This window comes from Paenibacillus sp. FSL L8-0435, from assembly GCF_037965655.1.
In the GTDB taxonomy this organism is placed as follows: Bacteria; Bacillota; Bacilli; order Paenibacillales; family Paenibacillaceae; genus Paenibacillus.
Genome location: NZ_CP150185.1, coordinates 2219394 through 2237554, shown reverse-complemented (window position 1 = coordinate 2237554; position 18161 = coordinate 2219394). Strand labels below are relative to the sequence as shown.

The following is an 18161-nucleotide window of genomic DNA, read 5'->3' as shown; positions in this document are numbered from 1 at the left end:
ATAGCCCCTCCTCTCTATTGATTCTCTTTTCGTTTGCGACTGGTTAACCACTGGCTTGTTCCGATCAGCAGTAACGAGATCAGTACGATGGTTGTTGAGATCGCACTACCAAAACCATATCGGTATGTTGTAAAGGTTGAATTGTACATATACGTTGCAAGCAGTTCCGTCGCATGTGCCGGACCACCCTTGGTCATGATGTAGACCAGATCGAATGATTTCAGACTACCCGAAATACATAGAATGATCGCAACCTGAACCGTACCCCAGATCATGGGCAATGAGACCGATACCAGCTTCCGGATTCCTGAAGCACCGTCTATTTTGGCAGCATCATGAATCTCGCCGGGAATATTTTGCAGTGCCGAGATAAAGATAATCAGATACAACCCAACAAAGCTCCAGAGCAGCGGTGGTACCAATGAGAAAATGGCAATCTTGTCATCGGACAGCCATTGCAGCTTCCAACTTTCCAGCCCCAGGGCGTCCAGCAGAAAGTTCAATATCCCGATCTGCGGATGATAGATATACTGCCAGATCATACCGATAACTACAGTGGATAACACCATCGGCAGAAATACGGCTGAGCGCAGAAACCGCTGTAATGGATTGCTTTTGTGTAAGATGACCGCCAGCATCAGCGCTAACGGAATCTGTCCAAACACCGATGCCAATACAAAAATAACGTTATTTTTCAGTGCCCGCCAAAACACAGGATCATGCCAGATCTCCACGTAATTATCCATACCAATGTATTTCGATGCGCCGATGCCGGACCAGTTGAAGAAACCGTAGTATGCCGACCATACGACCGGTACAAATACAAACAATGCATAAATGATGACTGCCGGGGCCAGCCCCAGCATAATAAAACGCCGACTTCGCAGTGCGTTCATCTGTTCACTTCCCCTCCTTGAATGCCTTTCTCAACTTGCAACTGACTATCTTATCCATACTTAAAACCCCTCCCCTGCCGGGAAGGGGTTTTAACGAATGGTTACTGACTAACTGCATTGGCTTGAGCCGCCTGAATTTTAGCTGCAATGTCTTCGGCCTTACCGCCCATAAGCAACTCTTGCAATGCATTATTAATAACCTCAACCGTTGCCGATCCCAGCTTGGAATCGTATACTGGCGTGATTTTCACTTCCTGCATCAGATCATATAATTCAACGAACAATGGATGTGCCTTGGTTTTGTCCAGATCAATCTTGTAACTCACCAATGTGCTGCTATCCAATGTGGCCTTCTGACCATCAGGTCCTGCCAGCGCGTAGAACAGCTCCATTGCTGCCTCTTTTTGTGCACCGCTCAGCTTTTTACTTACACCCAACCCGGTTCCTACTACACCGGATGTTGTTCTTGGTTCACCCTGACCTCCGTCCACTGGAGGAAGAATCGTAATATGGGTGTTGTTCAACACCTCTTCAGGTGCATTGTTCACCAGATTTGCCAAGGCCCATCCGCCGTTCATGACCATCGCTGCCTTACCTTGGAAATAAAGCTGCATCATCTGTGTCTCATCGATACTATTGAATCCATCCTGGAATGCCTTGGTGTTGCCAAGCTCCTGCATCTTGTTCAAGGCTTCAATAAATTGCGGATCGGTAAAGCTTGCACCCTCTTGTGCTGTCGCTTTCAGGAACCAGTCCGTGTCGGTAATCCGATCAGCCAGTGTACTGAATATCGTTGATTGAGCTACCCAGTTGGCTTTGTTGCCAAGTGCCATGGGAATGACTTTATTTTGATTAAAAGTAGCAATCGCTTGTTCCAGTTCCGCCCATGTCTCAGGCACTTTTACGTTGTACTGCTTGAAAAGAGCTTCATTGTAATAGATGAAGGAACTCGGCGCCAGATTCATGGGCACGGAGTAGATATTCCCGTCCACAGTGTATCCATCCAGTGCATTCGGGATAAAGTTGTCTTTCCACTCCGGCTTTGCGTCCAGCTCTGCATTAATGGGCTGTAACAGGTCACCTTTCACAAATTCCTTGGTCATGGCATCCGGCCACATCACGAACAGATCTGGCATCTCGTTAGCAGCTGCCACCGTACGAAGCCGGGTTTTGAGACCATCTGTTGGCAGACCTTCATCCACAACTTCAATATCTGGATGCGCCGCGCGAAAATCTTCAATTATTTTGCGCATCGCAACCGCCTTTGCATCCTGTCCGGTCCAGTTGTGCCAGAGTGTGACGGTTACTTTGTCATTGCCGCTGCCTCCTTCTGAAGTGTCTCCGCCAGCACAGCCAGCCAGAATAATGGAGAACAATGTTATTGCCAGGAAACCCGAAAGCCATTTTTTCAACATCTCTATAATCCCCCTCGGCGATTTGAATACACTTATTGTAAATGGTAACGCTATCATACCGTAAGGTGACGATCCACGGATGCAGGGGTGAAAAATATCGGTTCCCCTGTTTGGAATTTACTTTGCTGGCTTATTGTTCATAACATATAAAAAGAGCCCTCACAATGAGAGCTCTTTCTTGTTGCAGCCGTCGGTAGCTTCACCCCAGGCTATATATATTGAATAAGTGCTAAATCGTATTAAATATGGATTGCGTATTATTGGATACTGTTCTTCACCAGTTCTGCAAAAGCTTCGGACCCTTGCGTAGTGAGATGTACGCCATCTTTTTCAAAATATTCGTCATGTCCCTCACTTGCACTGTTCCAGTCAATCAACGAGACATTGGTGTATTTGGATGCTGCCTCATTCAACGCCCTGTTCACCGTTCGTTCCCACGGACGAGGTACGCGCACAGTAACCAGATATACCCGATCCTCATCCTTCAGATAATCAAGCACAGCATTCAAGTTTTTGGAGTTAAAGGAACCATTCGTCCCGAGCTCCAGCACCACTTTGCTGCCCATTTGGTTATTTTGCTTCAGACCTTCCAATACATCGCCTGCCTGCCACATCTGACGACCGACATGTCCGTCCACATACACTCCCGATATACTTTGCTCCAAGTACGGTTTTGCATCCAAAATCACCGAATCTCCAATGACGGTATAATGAACCTTGCCATCCTGGGCAGGAGGAGCCGTTTCTTCATTGTCCTGAGATGAATCAGGTGTGTCATCCGCATGATCTGTATCATCGAATTGATTCGCCCCGGCGTCATCCGGTATATCATTCTCGTTCGTCACGGATTCATCAGCCGGCTTATCTTCAGACTGACCGTCCTTGCCAGGATTCACTGAATTGTCTTGTTCGTCAGGTTTTGAATCTGGTGCAGGCTCTCCTGTTGGCTTCTCATTTTTCCCCGGATCATCTTTCGTTCCTGCTTCCAGTTTATGGGTATGAGCATCGTTCTTTTGGCCAGAGCCTGACGTTGCTGTAATAGCTGGCAACACATCCTGTCCCTGTTCCTCCGCTACGGAATTCTCTCCATTCAATGTGTTGGACATCGATACCGAATGGGAGTCGGAGTTCGCTGCATGTGAGACCATCATCTGAGATACCGTATAGGACAACAGCAGAATCGTCATCAACAGACCTGCACGCTTCCACCATACGTTACGTATACCGATCGATGACCGCCCTCTTCCCCATAATCGGGACCAAGAATCACGGAATCCATTGTACCGAATCGGATTTTCAATATATTTAAGGGACAATGAGGCCAGTACAACCGTTGCAGCAACCTGTAAAATGATTCGTACAGGATGTGCTCCTCCCGTATCCACCGCGGGATTGGTTAGCATAATAACAGGATAATGCCACAGATATAATCCGTAGGATCGCTCTCCGATCCAGCGTAATGGCTTCGCGCCAATGATACGTGCCAGGAGAGACGATGGGTGAGCCAACACCGCTACCAGCAACGTTGTTGCAATAGCCTGAAGCACCATGCCCCCTTGATACAGAAACGGATCATATTCACTGCTGTTCAGCATCATGTAGATTAACAAAGCAAGCGCAGCAAGTCCCGACACATCGAGCACAAGCCGGTTCATGCCAGACAGAGAGCTCGATAGCTTGCGACTAGGCCACACCACGGCAAGAGCAGCACCAGCAAGCAGTGCAAATGCCCGCGTGTCTGTTCCATAATATACACGGCTCGGGTCCAAATCCGGATTATACATGATGGCCATTGCGCCAGCAGATAATTCAGCTGCGACGACAATGAAAACGACCAGCCATCCCTTTCTTTTGAACACTACGATTGCTGCGATCAGTAGAAGAGGCCATATAAGATAAAATTGCTCTTCCACAGCCAGCGACCAGAAATGTCCAAACGGTGATGGAGGGCCAAAACTTTCGAAATAGGAAACGTTGTGAAAGATATACCACCAATTGCTTATGTATAATACACCCGAAACGATATCACCACGAAGCGCAGCAAGTCGGGATGGGTCTGTACAAGCTAACCAGATCATCACCACAGCTGTCATGGTCAGCATGCCTGGAAGCAAACGCCTTACCCGTCTTACCCAGAAATCACCGAGTGAAATGCGTCCATGTTCCTGCCACTGTGACACGAGAATATCTGTAATTAAATATCCCGAGAGAACAAAGAATATACCTACACCGAGCAGTCCGCCCGGAATAAAATCCAAATTCAGATGATACGCGATTACCGCAAGTACAGCGATGGCTCGCAAGCCGTCAAGTCCGTTCATATGTCTCTTACGATTTAACGATTGTGACATGCATGCCCCTCCTTGTTACTGTGAGTCAACAACATCGGTGTTGGGGGCATAAAGGAACTCCTGATCGTTCTGGTTGTCATTAACATACGTATTGCACCTTCCATCTTTCATTTACAACATTAGAAAAGCCTCTGTTTGAAGCACGATCCGATGATGCTACATTCTGTGTAAATTCTATAATCTTAAAGAAGACGAGTTGCCTGTCCATTAAGTTTAATTATTAAAATATTCTTTATATTCATTCGTGAGTTCACGTTTAGCATTATACGCCCGAAATAAGCCTCATACTTTACAGGAATAGTTACAAACGATTAAACCGATGTAACCTTTCCTGCCAGCTCATATAGCTGTAAAATCATACTCTAATTTTGTCGTTAAATATAGTACTTTTCATCGAGTGGCTAAAATTACCTGTCCCGCTTGCGCAAACCAGCATACCCACGCACACATCGATTGAAACAATTGAATTCATAACAAAAGGCTGCCGACTTGCTCAGCAGCCAATATCCATTATAAACCTATGTCAGACCGGATTGAAAGTTTTGCTCATAATTGCTTCTTCTTGCCTAGGACCCTAGAGGTGGAACGGGTGAATCTTTTCTTCTGTCCGCGCATCCATGATCCGGTATGCTGAACGCCCTGTGTACATTGGGATTTGCAACTTCTCCAGATCAACCATTCCATTCTCTAGAAAGTACTTCTGATCCTGATATCGCTGCAACACTTCCCCTGCAATCCATTCATGGTCACCATATGTCGTAATATCCATAACCTTGCATTCATAGGCAAAATAAGCGTCTGTCAAAATCGGTACACTTACCTTGATTCCTTCCTCATACGGAATGCCGAATCTTGTGAATTTATTCGTATCTCTTCCGCTGAACGTTCCTGCAGCTTGAATCCACTCCGAACGATGACCCGGCAGAAAATGAACACCGAATACGCCACTCTTCTCAATGAGTTCATAGGAGAATGTTTCCTTACGAAGGGAGATGCCATATACGCCTGGTGATGATCCGATGTATGTATGCCATCCAGACGCCATCACATTCTGAACTCCCTCATGACGTGAAGTCACCACCGCTACCATTCCAGGATAAGAATAAAATATGGGTTCTTCTATCGGCTGACGCATCTAATCCCCTCTCTTCTTCGTTATAAACACAACTTTAATTATAAAGTAAAGATGCTGGTTGAAAAAGCGCTTTGCAGAGGATTTCGCTATAAGCAACACACATCAACTATCATGTTATACTGAGATGGTCAATTTCTAAAAATACGATACTGGGAATGTGATAGGATATGGTCAAATCAGTCAAATATACCTCCTAAATAAAGACATTATTCAAATTTAGGAGGTTATAACTTATGTTTAATTCAATCGTGTTAGATCAGTGGGATCGAAAGCCATACTTTGACCACTACTTGAATCAGGTCAGATGTACCTACAGCATAACTGCTAATCTGGATATCACGCTATTGATCACCAAACTCAAGCTTAAAGGATTGAAGTTCTATCCCGCTCTTATTCATATGATCTCTACGGTCGTCAATGCACACAGGGAATTTCGAACCTGTTTTGATGCCGAGGGGAAATTGGGCTACTGGGACGAAATGTCTCCGAGTTATACGATTTTTCATGAGGACAACAAAAGTTTCTCAACGATCTGGACAGCATTCCATGAAGATTTCGAGACGTTCCACAATCGTTATCTGGAAGATATGAAGAATTACAAAGATCACAAACAATTTGTTGCCAAACCCAATGAACCGCCAAATACATTTCCCGTTTCCAGCATTCCCTGGGTGAACTTTACGGGATTTAATCTGAATATTTACAATGAGGGAACCTACTTGTTGCCTATTTTCACGATGGGAAAATATGTTCAACAAAACGATAACGTCTATCTTCCCTTATCTGTTCAGTTACACCACGCCGTGTGTGACGGCTACCATGCTGGCGTTTTATTTAATGAATTGCAATCACTTGCAGATCGATGCCAGGATTGGTGTTAGTTAGCTAAATGACAAAAAGGCATTCCTGACTTCGTAATGGAGTCAGGAATGCCTTTTCTTTTTTACTTTTTCCAAATGCTATTTAATTGCACTTACTGTACCCACAGTTGCTGCATGTTTTGCATCCTTCCACATTCATCAGGGATGCCGAGCCGCATGAAGGGCATAAATCTCTCGATTCGATAAAGCTTTTCTGATCCTCCACTTTGGGATACGTGCTCTCCACTTTGTTCTGTTCTTGTACTGCTCCAGTTTCGTTCTCCTGCACATTGCTCTGTACATGACTTTCCAATGCTTTGGCGACTGCATCAGCAATCGATTCAACCCGGTTGGCTCCGAAGCCAATCGCGCCCGAACCACCGATTCCCTTGAGATGTTTGATCAACAGTTCAACCTTGTGCCCATGATCTCCGTATCGAAGGAACAGAGAGCATACTCGACCGAGTGCTTCAGCCATCGCAAACACGTCCGAGCCCGCTTTGCCCACGTTCAGGAAGATCTCACCCGGCGTTCCCTCCAGATCATTGATCGTAATGTAAGCCATCCCAAATGGCGTATTGATTTTGTATGTCGCACCGCGCAGTACTTGAGGACGGTTTCTGTATTGTTTATCCAGCACTGTAGAAGAGGAAGGGGGTTGCTCGGAAGAATGCGTGCTAACACCATCCTGGCTATTGGAAGTTCTATCACTTGCCTGTACTTCAGCATTATTCGGGTTTTCTATTACAGATACGACTGTCTTCTCTTCAGCTTCCGCCGTGTTCTGATCTTCAGCCTGGGTCGCTTCCTTCTTCGACGTGGACAACACCTGCACATCCCTGCTGCCGTCGCGATATATCGTTACTCCCTTGCAGCCTAGGTCGAAGGCCAGTTCGTACAGCTCAGCCGTGTCCTCCACTGTAAAATCAGCCGGACAGTTTGCCGTTTTCGAGATCGAACTATCCACCCATTGCTGAATGGCAGCCTGCACCCGGATGTGATTTTCAGCCGACAGATCCATCGCCGTTACATAATAATCTGGTAAGGCTTCACCCGGATGTTCATCCAGCCAATCTTGTGCAATCGGTACGAACTGTTCATCATAACCTAGACGGCTTTGACGGAAATACTTGAAGGCGAAATACGGCTCAATACCTGTTGATGTGCCCACCATCGTACCTGTACTTCCCGTTGGCGCTTGTGTGATCAGTGTGACATTTCGAATGCCCTGTTTACGAATGGCCTCTCCCACTTCAGGGTACGTCGCCACCATATTTTTCATGAATCCACTCTTTAAATACGGTTCAGCTTCAAAAGCTGGGAAAGCTCCCTTCTCTGCTGCAATCTCTGCCGATGCCAGATAGGCCTCCTTCGCCATGAATCCATACAGTTTATCCAGAAAAACAAGAGATTCAGGACTGCCGTATCGAATACGCAGCTTAATCATCAGCTCTGCCAGTCCCATCGTGCCAAGCCCAACCCGGCGTTCACGTTGTTGATTCAGTCTATTTTCCTCAAAATGATATGGTGTTGCATCGATGACATTGTCCAAAAATCTAGCCGAGATGCGAGTGGTTTCCGCCAGTTCATCCCATGCCACATCATGATTTGTTTCATCGTAGAATTTGGACAGATTAATGGCAGACAGATTACATACACCCCAGGCAGGCAGACCCTGTTCCGCGCATGGATTAGTACAGATGATCGGGTTAAAGTACCAGCTGTTGGACATCTGGTTATAGTACTCCATGAATACCACACCAGGCTCTGCCGATTTCCAGGCTGATTCAATAATGGTATGCCAGATTTCGCGCGCCTTCAGTGTACGATAGTGCACCACCGAATGACCTGCTGCTTTCCATTGCTGCATATCCCCGTTCCACTCGGTGTCGTAGTCCGGATCGTTCGTATCGGGGAAAACCAAGTCCCAATCTCCATCCTGCTTGACAGCCTCCATAAATGTGTTGCTCACACATACAGACAGATTGGCATTGGTCACCTGCCCCATCGTTTGTTTCACGGTAATAAAATCAAGCACATCCGGATGCCAGTCATTCATCATGAGCATGAGCGCACCACGGCGGCTCCCACCCTGTTCAATCAGTCCAGTCGTATAACTGAACAATCCGCCCCACGATACGGAACCGCTGGATGATCCGTTGACACCTTTCACCACCGCTCGGCGAGGACGCAAAGAGGACAAATTAATGCCAACGCCTCCCCCACGTGCCATAATCTCCGTCATCTCGGTCAAAGTCTTCATGATGCCACCCCGACTGTCTTGCGGAGACGGAATGACATAACAATTGAAAAGTGTCAACTCATCGCTTGCCCCCGCACCGGCAGCAATGCGGCCTCCGGGTACTAACTTCCAATCTTCCAACACGGAGCGGAACTTGGACTCCCACGTTGCCCGCTGATCCGCTGTGGATTCGACAGAAGCCATCGCTTTGGCAAGACGGTCCCACATCTCTTCCGGTGTTTTTTCTATGTTGAGTGTCAATTTCTCCACGTTTGTCTCGATGATCTCTCCGCTTCGAGTCCTTACCTGTACAAGCTGACCCTGACGTTCTATGATTTCGCCCACTTCCTTGGTTGGGAACTTCGGATCATCCTTCGTTAATACCAATACCACATCTCCGACCTTGGCATGATTCGAATCGGCGTCCTTCCAGGCGTATCGGTCCAGAAATATTTTTTCGCTGAGTCCTTCTAATGGGTACGATCGTTGGTTCGATTTCATCGCTACGTTCAACCTCCCGAAATAGATCTCCATTTTCACTATAAGAGTAAATTATGATAAAACACCACATATAGTGATATAAAACCAGTATATTACACCATATATTGATTTTCCATAAGACTTTTATCACAGACTTTATTTTATAGACTCCCCTGCTCGGACAAACTTCTTCACACACCCTCATACGCATGAATACGATATCTGTGAATTTTTTGGCACACAAAAAATCTGGGGATAACAGCGATTGGAAGGTTGTTCTGTCATCGTAGTGTTCGTGCAAATAAACTGTAGTTCAACTTATATAGTTATGAACTGACTCTCATTCGTCCATACTATTACCTACGAATAAAACGTCATCACGTATGGCAGGGGAGGAAACACCATGAACCGGAAAAACCCGCACCACACGAATCAACCTGTAGCCGAGCTGCCCGTTCCGCTGGAATTTGATCGAAGCTGGATTAATCAATTGGAATCACGACTGGATAAAGGAGGTCCTTGGGGGGATTATCGACTCTTCCAACTGGGCATTCAAGCCGAAGAAACCAATCTGATTCCCAATTTTGACGAGATCCAGTGTTTGAAGCATCTACAAGGCCTTACTCCACTTCCTCATCAGATGGACACTGCACGCAGAGTATTATTTGAAATGTCAGGCCGGGCCATTCTCGCCGATGAGGTGGGTCTTGGCAAAACCATTGAAGCCGGTCTCATTCTGAAAGAATATATGGTTCGAGGTCTCGTATCCAAGGTACTCATTCTCGTGCCAGCGTCTCTTGTGCTGCAATGGGTACGGGAGTTGAATTCGAAATTTGGCATCCCTGCTATTGCCCAGAAAAAGGCCTATTCCTGGCAGAATGAAGTGGTTGTTGCTTCCATGGATACAGCCAAACGTGACCCGCACAAAGATATGCTGCTGAATACCGATTACGACATGATCATTATTGACGAGGCTCATAAGCTCAAAAACAAAAAAACAACCAACTATCAATTCATGCTGAAATTGCGCAAAAAGTATTGCCTGCTGCTCACAGCTACACCTGTGCAGAACGATATGAGTGAATTGTTCAATCTGATCAACCTGCTGAAGCCCGGTCAACTGGGTCGTCAGGGTGACTTTGCGGCCAACTTTGTTGTAGACAAGCGGGTTCCGAAAAATCAGGAACAGCTTAAGAACGAGTTATCCAAAGTCATGATTCGTAACCGCCGCGGCGAAGGCCCCGTTCAATTTACCAAACGGAACGTCTCCAACGTGAATCTGCAATTATCGCCCGAAGAACAAGCGCTTTATGATGGTGTGACTTCCTTTGTCAAAGACCAGTACCAGGAAGCTGGCGGCAATCTGAGCAGCATGCTCTCCCTTGTTACATTGCAGCGTGAAGTGTGCAGCAGTCGGGATGCTGTATTTGTGACGCTGGTTAATCTGTCGAAGAAACTTCCGCTGGACTCTCCCCTTCGGGACAAGATTTGGGAACTCGTTGCCCATATTAAAGCGATCAAGGAAAATACCAAAGCCGAGAAAACAATGGAACTGATTCGGAACATGAATGAAAAAGTAATCATCTTCACCGAATACCGGGCCACGCAGGAGTATCTGCTAAACTATTTCCGCAACAATGGGCTTACGGCTGTACCCTATCGGGGTGGTATGAATCGTGGCAAAAAAGACTGGATGATGGATCTCTTCCGCGGGCGTGTGCAGGCCATGATTGCAACCGAAGCGGGTGGTGAAGGCATCAATTTGCAATTTTGCCATCATATGATCAACTTTGATCTGCCTTGGAACCCTATGCGGGTAGAGCAGCGGATCGGCCGGGTACACCGGCTTGGGCAGCAAAATGACGTGAACATCTTCAATTTATCTACGACCGGAACCATTGAGGAACATATTCTGAGTCTGCTGCATGAGAAGATCAATATGTTTGAAATGGTGATCGGCGGGCTGGATGTCATTCTCGAACGGCTGGAGAAAAAGGAGTCTATTGAGAAAAGTTTGTACAAAATCATATTGGAATCACAAACTGATGAAGATATTCGCAGTAAAATGGACTCACTTGGACAATCGCTGAACTCCATTCAACGTGAGGTTGCCGATGAAGGCCCTGACGTATCCGGGTTGTTAGATCTTCGCAAAGGAGGTAGCTAACTCATGACCATGTCTCCCCATGAAGTGCAGGCATATGTTCTCACCTATCTGGAAGCACTCGATTGTCAGATTATGGAGAGTTCCCCTGCCCATGTTACAGTCAAACTCTCGCCTGAGGCGGACAAAGCGTTGACCAATCGCCCCTATTATTGGGGGTTCGTGGAACGAACCGGAGCACCCGCTGAGACGATGTCCTTTACATTTATATTTGATCCTGACAGGTATCAGCAGGCCATTGAAGCAGCAGAAGCCAAAGCTGCGCAAGCATCACCTCCTGTTGTGCCTAACCCTGCTGAAACGAATGGCATAACCAACGGCAGTCCTCAAGGCGAGCCACCAAAAGAAACTATTCTAGGCCGTTACTTCGGTATTACGCCATCACTGCCACAGCTGGGGCCAGGACGAATATTACGTGAAGAAGTGGTGTACGGCAGTCGCAGACTCCAGCAGATTTTCGGCGCTGCCCGTGAAGGCGGTGCCTTCGTGAATCTGTTCGAACAGGCTGCCAAACGGCAATTGCGGGCTACAGCGCCAGCCGTATATGAGCCTTGGCTTGGTGTGTGTTTCAAGGTGGAATTCGCCTGTGATTTGAAACGGGAGGAATTGCATTTTCTCGGCATCTCCCTACGCTCGGGTGAAATTATAGAGAAATTCGGCACCAAGCTGAACCGACGTGATCTCAGTCCAAGACTTGCGGAGAACATGCATGTGCAGACAGCTAAAGTTTCGATATTTGACGCCGGAGCTGCTCTGGAATCTCATTTGACAAACCGCTTGCTGGAACTCGATTATAGCTGGGCCGAGAAAGCCCAAGAGCGGCTTGATCTGGAGCTGGACGTGTTGGACACCTACTATGAAGCAGTACTCCGAGAAGATACGCCTGAGGTAGAATCACCAGGTAAGACAACCTCAGACACGGAGAATGTCCATTCTAACCGCACGCCACCTGTACCACTGAAAAAAGTTCTGGATATCACTAACGCTAAACCCATTGGAGCAGATGTAGAACTGGCGGCAGAAGCCGCAGTACCGATCGACTCCGAGACAGATGCCGAAGAAGAGAAAACAAAACAGGCGGTAATAGATCGTGAAGCTATGAAATTGCAGTATGAGACACGCCGGACCGAGATGATCTGGCAATATGAACCCAAAGTGAAAGTGACTGCCATTAGCAGCGGTATGTTTCACTTAAGATAGACGAAGACACTACTTTTCCTGCAAATGCTGGCAAAAGTAGTGTTTATTCATGATCAGCTGCCCGACAGGTTGCGGCAACCTTTGCATAGCCTGTCCCCTAGAATGAAACTAGGAGCCGCTCAGGTAACGGATAAATGAAAAGTAGGTGTAAATTTGAAACGATTCTTTCATACGTGTTGGAACAACGCTCGGAAAACAACCTGTATAACCTTGGGCTTGCTCAGTTGTCTTGCCCTATTCTCTTTTTGGTCGATAGCCAATGCAGAGGAACAAGAAACGTCTTCACTGTCCCCCGCATCATCAACAGAGTATAGTCCCGAACATCTTGCCGTTGAGAATGACAAATTAGCTCCCGCTGCTGTACAACGGTTTGCAGAGCAACAAGCTGTTGCACTTGGCTCAGTTGATACCGAAGCGCATTGGAAGAACGCCGACCTGGACTTCTACCCTCTGGGTCCGGGTACACATAGCTGGCTCGTTCAAGCTGAGTTTGAAGGCAAACCGATCGGATATATGATTATTACAGTCACAGAGCAGGGTCAGATGATGCTTAGTGAATATGGTCATGGAGAACAGTCACCATACAACAATGAACTTCTTGGACAAGCCTTGGATCGACAACATGTGAACCTTGAGGCATTACTTGCTGGCGGAGGAGAGCTTCATCTTGGTTATACTCTTCCCCTGCTGGCTTATTGGAAAGTGGAACAACCTAACCATCCTGCACTTTATATTGATGCTACGAACGGAGATTTACTACCGTCAGAGTTCCTGAACCTGCTGGAGGCTGATTCCAAACAGACCTCTGTCAGCATAACTGATTTATCCACAACACCATCTTTATCAGTCGACCCACTTCATCTCCGACCCGTCTTTAATCCGACTGACAATCTGTTGTGGATTACCTCCAAGCCTGTTGATGCCGACCGGGCAAAAGATGTGATACAACACGGGGAGAATCAAGAGATTGTTTTCTCAGCGGGTGATCGTAACGTTGTATATGGCGGTCCTCTACCTGTTAGCGGGTATCAGCTGTGGCATACTGATCAGGTAGCAGAGTCTATTCTATATGTAGCGCTAGGTGGAAAATCATCCATTCAACGATTTGTCCCTTTGAGCACATTGCAGCAAGATGGCCATTTTTACATCGTAAATCCTTGATCATCAGCTAACTCTTAAGATACAGTCCAGTCAGATAAACTGTTAAACAACAAATAAGACGCCTTCCCATTATATTAAGGGATTGCGTCTTTTGGTTTTACATTAGTGAAATAGGTAAGCTATGGTCACCCTTTGCCCGAAGAACTTCGTTTATGAGACTTTGTATCGAATTCTTTTTCCTTTTTCCCCACCCACAGGGATACAGCGAAAGGGATCATACCAAACCACTTCATCGCCCACGGCTCTTTCCTTTTGGTGCGACCTTTCCGCTCATCCTTCGGTGTATCGATATAATGAACAACACGCTGCGTAATGTATTTTACCAATTCATCACTTTTGGCCATAATTCTGCCTCCTTCGCTCCTGCACATTTGCGGAGCTTACGATAGTTCTATTGTGTGCAGGATGTGGACTGGTTAAACATTTTTTTATTTAAAGAAGTATGAAAACCCTCAGAATGCACAGTCTAATGCCAAAGGTATCCATCGAGTCACTAATCTGAAATTCGATACCTATTCCATGAAGGAGTGTGTATTCCCATGTATAAGCTGCTGACCGCTTCGGTAGCCTTGCTAATCAGCTTCCATTGCCTTCTCATGCTGCCCCATGTGGCTTATGGAAAAGCAGCCCCGTCCCAGAACAGTCCATCCATGCTACCAGTGACCGATGGAGATGCATATCGCTCAAGTCATCATGCCTTTGCAGCACCGGTTATCCTGCTCGATGTAGGCCATGGCGGTATTGACGGTGGTACGTCAGCCCAAGGTGTGTTGGAAAAAGATATCAACCTGGCCATTAGCCAAAAGGTCTATCTGCTGCTTCGCAGCAAAGGTTATGCCGTTATCATCAATCGACTTGGTGATTATGCACTTAGTGATGAGAACCGCTGGCTGAACAACCGCTCCCGTCATACCAGAGATCTTGCCCAACGTAAAAGCCTTAGCGAAGAAGTAAGTACAGATATCGTGGTCAGCATTCATGCGAACTGGAGTCCCCGATCGAATGTACACGGCCCGGTGGTACTACACCAGAAGGAAGGCAGGAGTTATTTGCTGGCCCAATCCATTCAGGATGCCATGAACAAGTTGTACGGAACGGAGCACAGGATCGTATGGGGCAAGCCCTTTTATTTATTGAATTACGTGAAACAACCTGCCGTTATCGTCGAAACCGGATTTTTGAGCAATGCGACAGATCGAGCCAGAATGAGTGATCCCGCTGAGCAAAAACGAATCGCCCAGTCCATTGCCGATGGCATTATTTATTATCTGTCGGTAGTGTAGGAGCAGAATGCCATTGCCACACATCTCGAACCAGATCACCGATTCCCACAAATTGAACCTGATTTTGCAGACGGGAGACGGATTCACGAATGACTGCGGATGTGTTCATCCCCGAATGACCGACATGACCAATGACAACACAGATATTCTTATCGATCGCACGCTGAGCAGCCAGATCCAGTTGTTTGCGAATGTGTTGCTTAGAGTTTTGATCATCCAAGAAAATGTCATTACCTACAGGTGGCATATTTTTGGATACGGCCAGTTCCCCCACCACGGAGCGAAAGTTCGTACGGCTGTCTACAAAGAAGAGGCCCCGCTCCTTGCATACATCGAGTACAATGGACATGATGCGTTTGTCCGAAGTAATTTTGGAACCCATATGATTGTTCATGCCAATGGCGTGGGGCACATCATCAATCGCTTTCTCCACGCGTGAGCGGACTTCTTCATCTGTTAGACTGGATGTGATTGCACCCGGGCCCAGCCATTCAGGTCGTCCTTTCTTGGGTTCCATGGGCATATGCACAATCACATCCATCCCCTTTTCATGTGCAGCTATCGCATCTTTCTTCGTTGTTGGCAAAAAAGGCATGACCGCTACCGTTAATTTAACTGGCATCGCCAGGATTTCTGCCGTACCCCTCATGTCATTACCAACATCATCGATGATAATCGCTAACCGTTTGTCATTCGATGGGGACTCTGAAGCTGCCGCTGTAGGCCCTCCTGCCGATATGCCTGCGTAAAACACAATCAAAAATGCCATGATACCTACAATGAATCCATAATTCTTTCTCTGTTCCTTCATCATGATTCCTCCCCGTAACTTCTGTGATCTCATTGTTTGATAATGAAGGGAGGATTATGTAAGCCAAAGCCTTCCTTAATAACAATATCCCCGCCATTGGAGACCTCTGTCTCAAGCGAAGATCCCCATCATTCCCGTTTTCTCCTTTGCATTCAGACAAAAACTGTCATTGAACAGTTAGAGAATAGAGATTAATTAGAAAAAATACTGTAATTTGTCAGGTTTTCAGTTTAGGAATTATTTAGTAGAATCAACAAATGAAAGAGGTTATGTGCTGCATTTCTTTCCTATGATTTATGGAAGGAGGTTTTGAAAGGGTTTACATAAAATAAATGCCAGACAATCCGCTATTCTTGTTTGTTATCCCTGGTCGCGGTTTCTCTATGTAACCATTTACTATTATCGAGGAGGATGAAAGTAGTGAAATTCAAACTAAAAAAGACGATTAATGTTCTTTTGGCCTGTTTAACAGCTCTGCCTTTGATGTTAACCCCGACAAATGTGTCAGCAGCCAGCGATGCCAACATTAATTTGTCCTCGGAAAAACAGCTAATCAAGGGCTTTGGAGGCATTAACCTTCCTGCCTGGATTGGTGATCTGACTCCCGCTCAACGTGAAACTGCTTTTGGTAATGATCAGAATCAGTTAGGCTTCTCAATTCTCAGGATTTACGTCGATCCAGATTCTAATAACTGGTACCGTGAAGTTGCCACAGCCAAACGGGCTATCGAAAAGGGTGCTATCGTATTCGCATCCCCATGGAATCCTCCAAGCAGCATGGTTGAAACGTTCAACCACAATGGAGACACAAATGCCAAACGCCTGAAATACGACAAATATGCCGCCTATGCGCAACATCTGAACGACTTTGTAACCTACATGAAAAATAACGGCGTAGATTTATATTCCATTTCTGTGCAAAATGAACCGGATTATGCTCATGACTGGACCTGGTGGACTCCACAAGAGATCCTTCGATTCATGAAAGAAAATGCCGGGTCCATTCAAGGTACCAAAGTCATGGCGCCTGAATCCTTCCAGTACTTAAAGAACATATCCGACCCAATCCTGAATGATCCGCAGGCGCTTGCCAACATGGACATTCTGGGAGCGCATACGTATGGAACACAGATTTCGAATTTTGCCTACCCTCTCTTTAAGCAAAAAGGAGCCGGTAAAGAACTGTGGATGACTGAGGTGTATGTTCCAAACAGTGATAACAACTCAGCAGACCGCTGGCCTGAAGCATTAGACGTTTCCTATCACATGCACAATGCCATGGTAGAAGGTGATTTCCAGGCCTATGTGTGGTGGTACATCCGCAGACAGTATGGTCCGATGAAAGAGGACGGTACCATAAGCAAACGCGGGTATAATATGGCTCATTTCTCTAAATTCGTTCGTCCAGGCTACCTGCGAGTCGATGCAACGAAAAATCCGGATACGAACACATTTGTCTCAGCCTATAAAGGTGATAACAAAGTCGTCGTTGTGGCAATTAACCGTGGAACTTCAGCCACAAGCCAAAAATTCGTTCTGCAGAATGGTAATGCCTCCACTGTGTCCTCATGGATTACAGACAGCGGTCGAAACTTGGCAAGCGGAACCCCGCTTACTGTATCCAATGGAGCCTTCACGGCACAGCTCCCACCTCAGAGCGTAACAACGTTTGTTGCCAACGTTACTGGCGGTAATAGCGGCGGGAATACAGGCAGTGGCACTACGTATGAAGCAGAGACCGGAACCTCACTTACGGAAGCTGCCATTGAAACAATCTACCCCGGTTACACTGGCTCCGGGTATGTTAACTTCAATGCGATGACTGGTTCGACCATTCAATGGAACGGCATTAATAACACTACAACAAGTACCAAAAACGTAAAGTTTCGTTATGCGCTGGAAAGCGGCACTCGGAACCTCGACATTTTTGTGAACGGAACCAAAGTCATCAGCAACGAGCCCTTTCCAGCTACGGGAAGCTGGTCCACTTGGGTTGAAAAAACAATACAGGTCCCCATGAACACGGGGACCAATACATTGAAAGTGGTTACCACTGGATCGGAAGGACCGAATATTGATAGCGTTAATGTTACCGCAGCACAATAAACGTTCCGTATGGCTGATGGAAGACATTTGCTGAACGTGCAGCTAAGCACTAACCTC

At 46.5% G+C, this 18161-nt stretch carries 13 protein-coding genes; 6 read left to right on the top strand and 7 right to left on the bottom strand.

The window, feature by feature from the left end; all coding sequences use genetic code 11:
* Positions 1 to 14 precede the first annotated feature (14 nt).
* The 4 genes from NST33_RS10260 to NST33_RS10245 form a co-directional block, all read right to left on the bottom strand.
* A complete protein-coding gene (locus tag NST33_RS10260; protein ID WP_221823414.1) occupies positions 15 to 896 on the bottom strand; it encodes a sugar ABC transporter permease in 882 nt (293 codons plus the stop codon).
* A gap of 101 nt (positions 897 to 997) precedes the next feature.
* Entirely contained in the window at positions 998 to 2311 is a 1314-nt protein-coding gene (locus NST33_RS10255; RefSeq protein ID WP_221823412.1) for an extracellular solute-binding protein, read from the bottom strand.
* 257 nt (positions 2312 to 2568) lie between these two features.
* Positions 2569 to 4662: an acyltransferase family protein gene (locus NST33_RS10250; protein ID WP_221823409.1), complete on the bottom strand. Its 2094-nt coding sequence runs from the start codon at positions 4660 to 4662 to the stop codon at positions 2569 to 2571.
* A gap of 574 nt (positions 4663 to 5236) precedes the next feature.
* On the bottom strand, positions 5237 to 5797 hold the full coding sequence (locus NST33_RS10245) for a flavin reductase family protein (protein ID WP_221823407.1): 561 nt from the start codon (positions 5795 to 5797) through the stop codon (positions 5237 to 5239).
* Between the two features lie 233 nt (positions 5798 to 6030).
* On the opposite strand from NST33_RS10245, the gene catA reads away from it, so the two are divergent.
* On the top strand, positions 6031 to 6678 hold the full coding sequence (gene catA, locus NST33_RS10240; protein WP_221823405.1) for a type A chloramphenicol O-acetyltransferase: 648 nt from the start codon (positions 6031 to 6033) through the stop codon (positions 6676 to 6678).
* A gap of 82 nt (positions 6679 to 6760) precedes the next feature.
* Here catA and NST33_RS10235 read toward each other — a convergent pair whose 3' ends face one another.
* Positions 6761 to 9400: an adenosylcobalamin-dependent ribonucleoside-diphosphate reductase gene (locus NST33_RS10235; RefSeq protein WP_339307807.1), complete on the bottom strand. Its 2640-nt coding sequence runs from the start codon at positions 9398 to 9400 to the stop codon at positions 6761 to 6763.
* A 382-nt stretch (positions 9401 to 9782) separates the two neighbouring features.
* On the opposite strand from NST33_RS10235, the gene NST33_RS10230 reads away from it, so the two are divergent.
* From NST33_RS10230 to NST33_RS10220, 3 genes are all read left to right on the top strand, one after another.
* Positions 9783 to 11546: an SNF2-related protein gene (locus NST33_RS10230; protein WP_339307805.1), complete on the top strand. Its 1764-nt coding sequence runs from the start codon at positions 9783 to 9785 to the stop codon at positions 11544 to 11546.
* 3 nt (positions 11547 to 11549) lie between these two features.
* Positions 11550 to 12743 carry a YqhG family protein gene (locus NST33_RS10225; protein ID WP_339307803.1) on the top strand — a complete coding sequence of 398 codons (1194 nt, stop codon included), beginning with the start codon at positions 11550 to 11552 and terminating at the stop codon, positions 12741 to 12743.
* Between the two features lie 210 nt (positions 12744 to 12953).
* Positions 12954 to 13904 carry a hypothetical protein gene (locus NST33_RS10220; protein ID WP_339307801.1) on the top strand — a complete coding sequence of 317 codons (951 nt, stop codon included), beginning with the start codon at positions 12954 to 12956 and terminating at the stop codon, positions 13902 to 13904.
* Positions 13905 to 14029: 125 nt separating this feature from the next.
* On the opposite strand, the gene NST33_RS10215 is transcribed toward NST33_RS10220, so the two are convergent.
* Positions 14030 to 14248 carry a YqzE family protein gene (locus NST33_RS10215; protein WP_221823397.1) on the bottom strand — a complete coding sequence of 73 codons (219 nt, stop codon included), beginning with the start codon at positions 14246 to 14248 and terminating at the stop codon, positions 14030 to 14032.
* Positions 14249 to 14443: 195 nt separating this feature from the next.
* On the opposite strand from NST33_RS10215, the gene NST33_RS10210 reads away from it, so the two are divergent.
* Entirely contained in the window at positions 14444 to 15187 is a 744-nt protein-coding gene (locus NST33_RS10210; protein ID WP_339307799.1) for an N-acetylmuramoyl-L-alanine amidase, read from the top strand.
* On the opposite strand, the gene NST33_RS10205 is transcribed toward NST33_RS10210, so the two are convergent.
* Entirely contained in the window at positions 15162 to 16001 is an 840-nt protein-coding gene (locus NST33_RS10205; protein WP_260632897.1) for a divergent polysaccharide deacetylase family protein, read from the bottom strand. The two genes, NST33_RS10210 and NST33_RS10205, sit on opposite strands and share 26 nt — an antisense overlap.
* Positions 16002 to 16418: 417 nt before the next feature.
* Here NST33_RS10205 and NST33_RS10200 point away from each other — a divergent pair, with 417 nt between their 5' ends.
* Positions 16419 to 18104, top strand: coding sequence for a carbohydrate-binding protein (locus tag NST33_RS10200; protein WP_221823392.1), 1686 nt, complete (start codon positions 16419 to 16421; stop codon positions 18102 to 18104).
* The last annotated feature ends 57 nt before the right edge of the window (positions 18105 to 18161 follow it).

What these genes read in the sequence shown, in the direction of transcription:
- NST33_RS10260 (WP_221823414.1), bottom strand. Translation starts at nt 896, where the DNA reads ATGAACGCACTGCGAAGTCGGCGTTTTATTATGCTGGGGCTGGCCCCG.
- NST33_RS10255 (WP_221823412.1), bottom strand. Translation starts at nt 2,311, where the DNA reads ATGTTGAAAAAATGGCTTTCGGGTTTCCTGGCAATAACATTGTTCTCC.
- NST33_RS10250 (WP_221823409.1), bottom strand. Translation starts at nt 4,662, where the DNA reads ATGTCACAATCGTTAAATCGTAAGAGACATATGAACGGACTTGACGGC.
- NST33_RS10245 (WP_221823407.1), bottom strand. Translation starts at nt 5,797, where the DNA reads ATGCGTCAGCCGATAGAAGAACCCATATTTTATTCTTATCCTGGAATG.
- catA (WP_221823405.1), top strand. Translation starts at nt 6,031, where the DNA reads ATGTTTAATTCAATCGTGTTAGATCAGTGGGATCGAAAGCCATACTTT.
- NST33_RS10235 (WP_339307807.1), bottom strand. Translation starts at nt 9,400, where the DNA reads ATGAAATCGAACCAACGATCGTACCCATTAGAAGGACTCAGCGAAAAA.
- NST33_RS10230 (WP_339307805.1), top strand. Translation starts at nt 9,783, where the DNA reads ATGAACCGGAAAAACCCGCACCACACGAATCAACCTGTAGCCGAGCTG.
- NST33_RS10225 (WP_339307803.1), top strand. Translation starts at nt 11,550, where the DNA reads ATGACCATGTCTCCCCATGAAGTGCAGGCATATGTTCTCACCTATCTG.
- NST33_RS10215 (WP_221823397.1), bottom strand. Translation starts at nt 14,248, where the DNA reads ATGGCCAAAAGTGATGAATTGGTAAAATACATTACGCAGCGTGTTGTT.
- NST33_RS10210 (WP_339307799.1), top strand. Translation starts at nt 14,444, where the DNA reads ATGTATAAGCTGCTGACCGCTTCGGTAGCCTTGCTAATCAGCTTCCAT.
- NST33_RS10205 (WP_260632897.1), bottom strand. Translation starts at nt 16,001, where the DNA reads ATGATGAAGGAACAGAGAAAGAATTATGGATTCATTGTAGGTATCATG.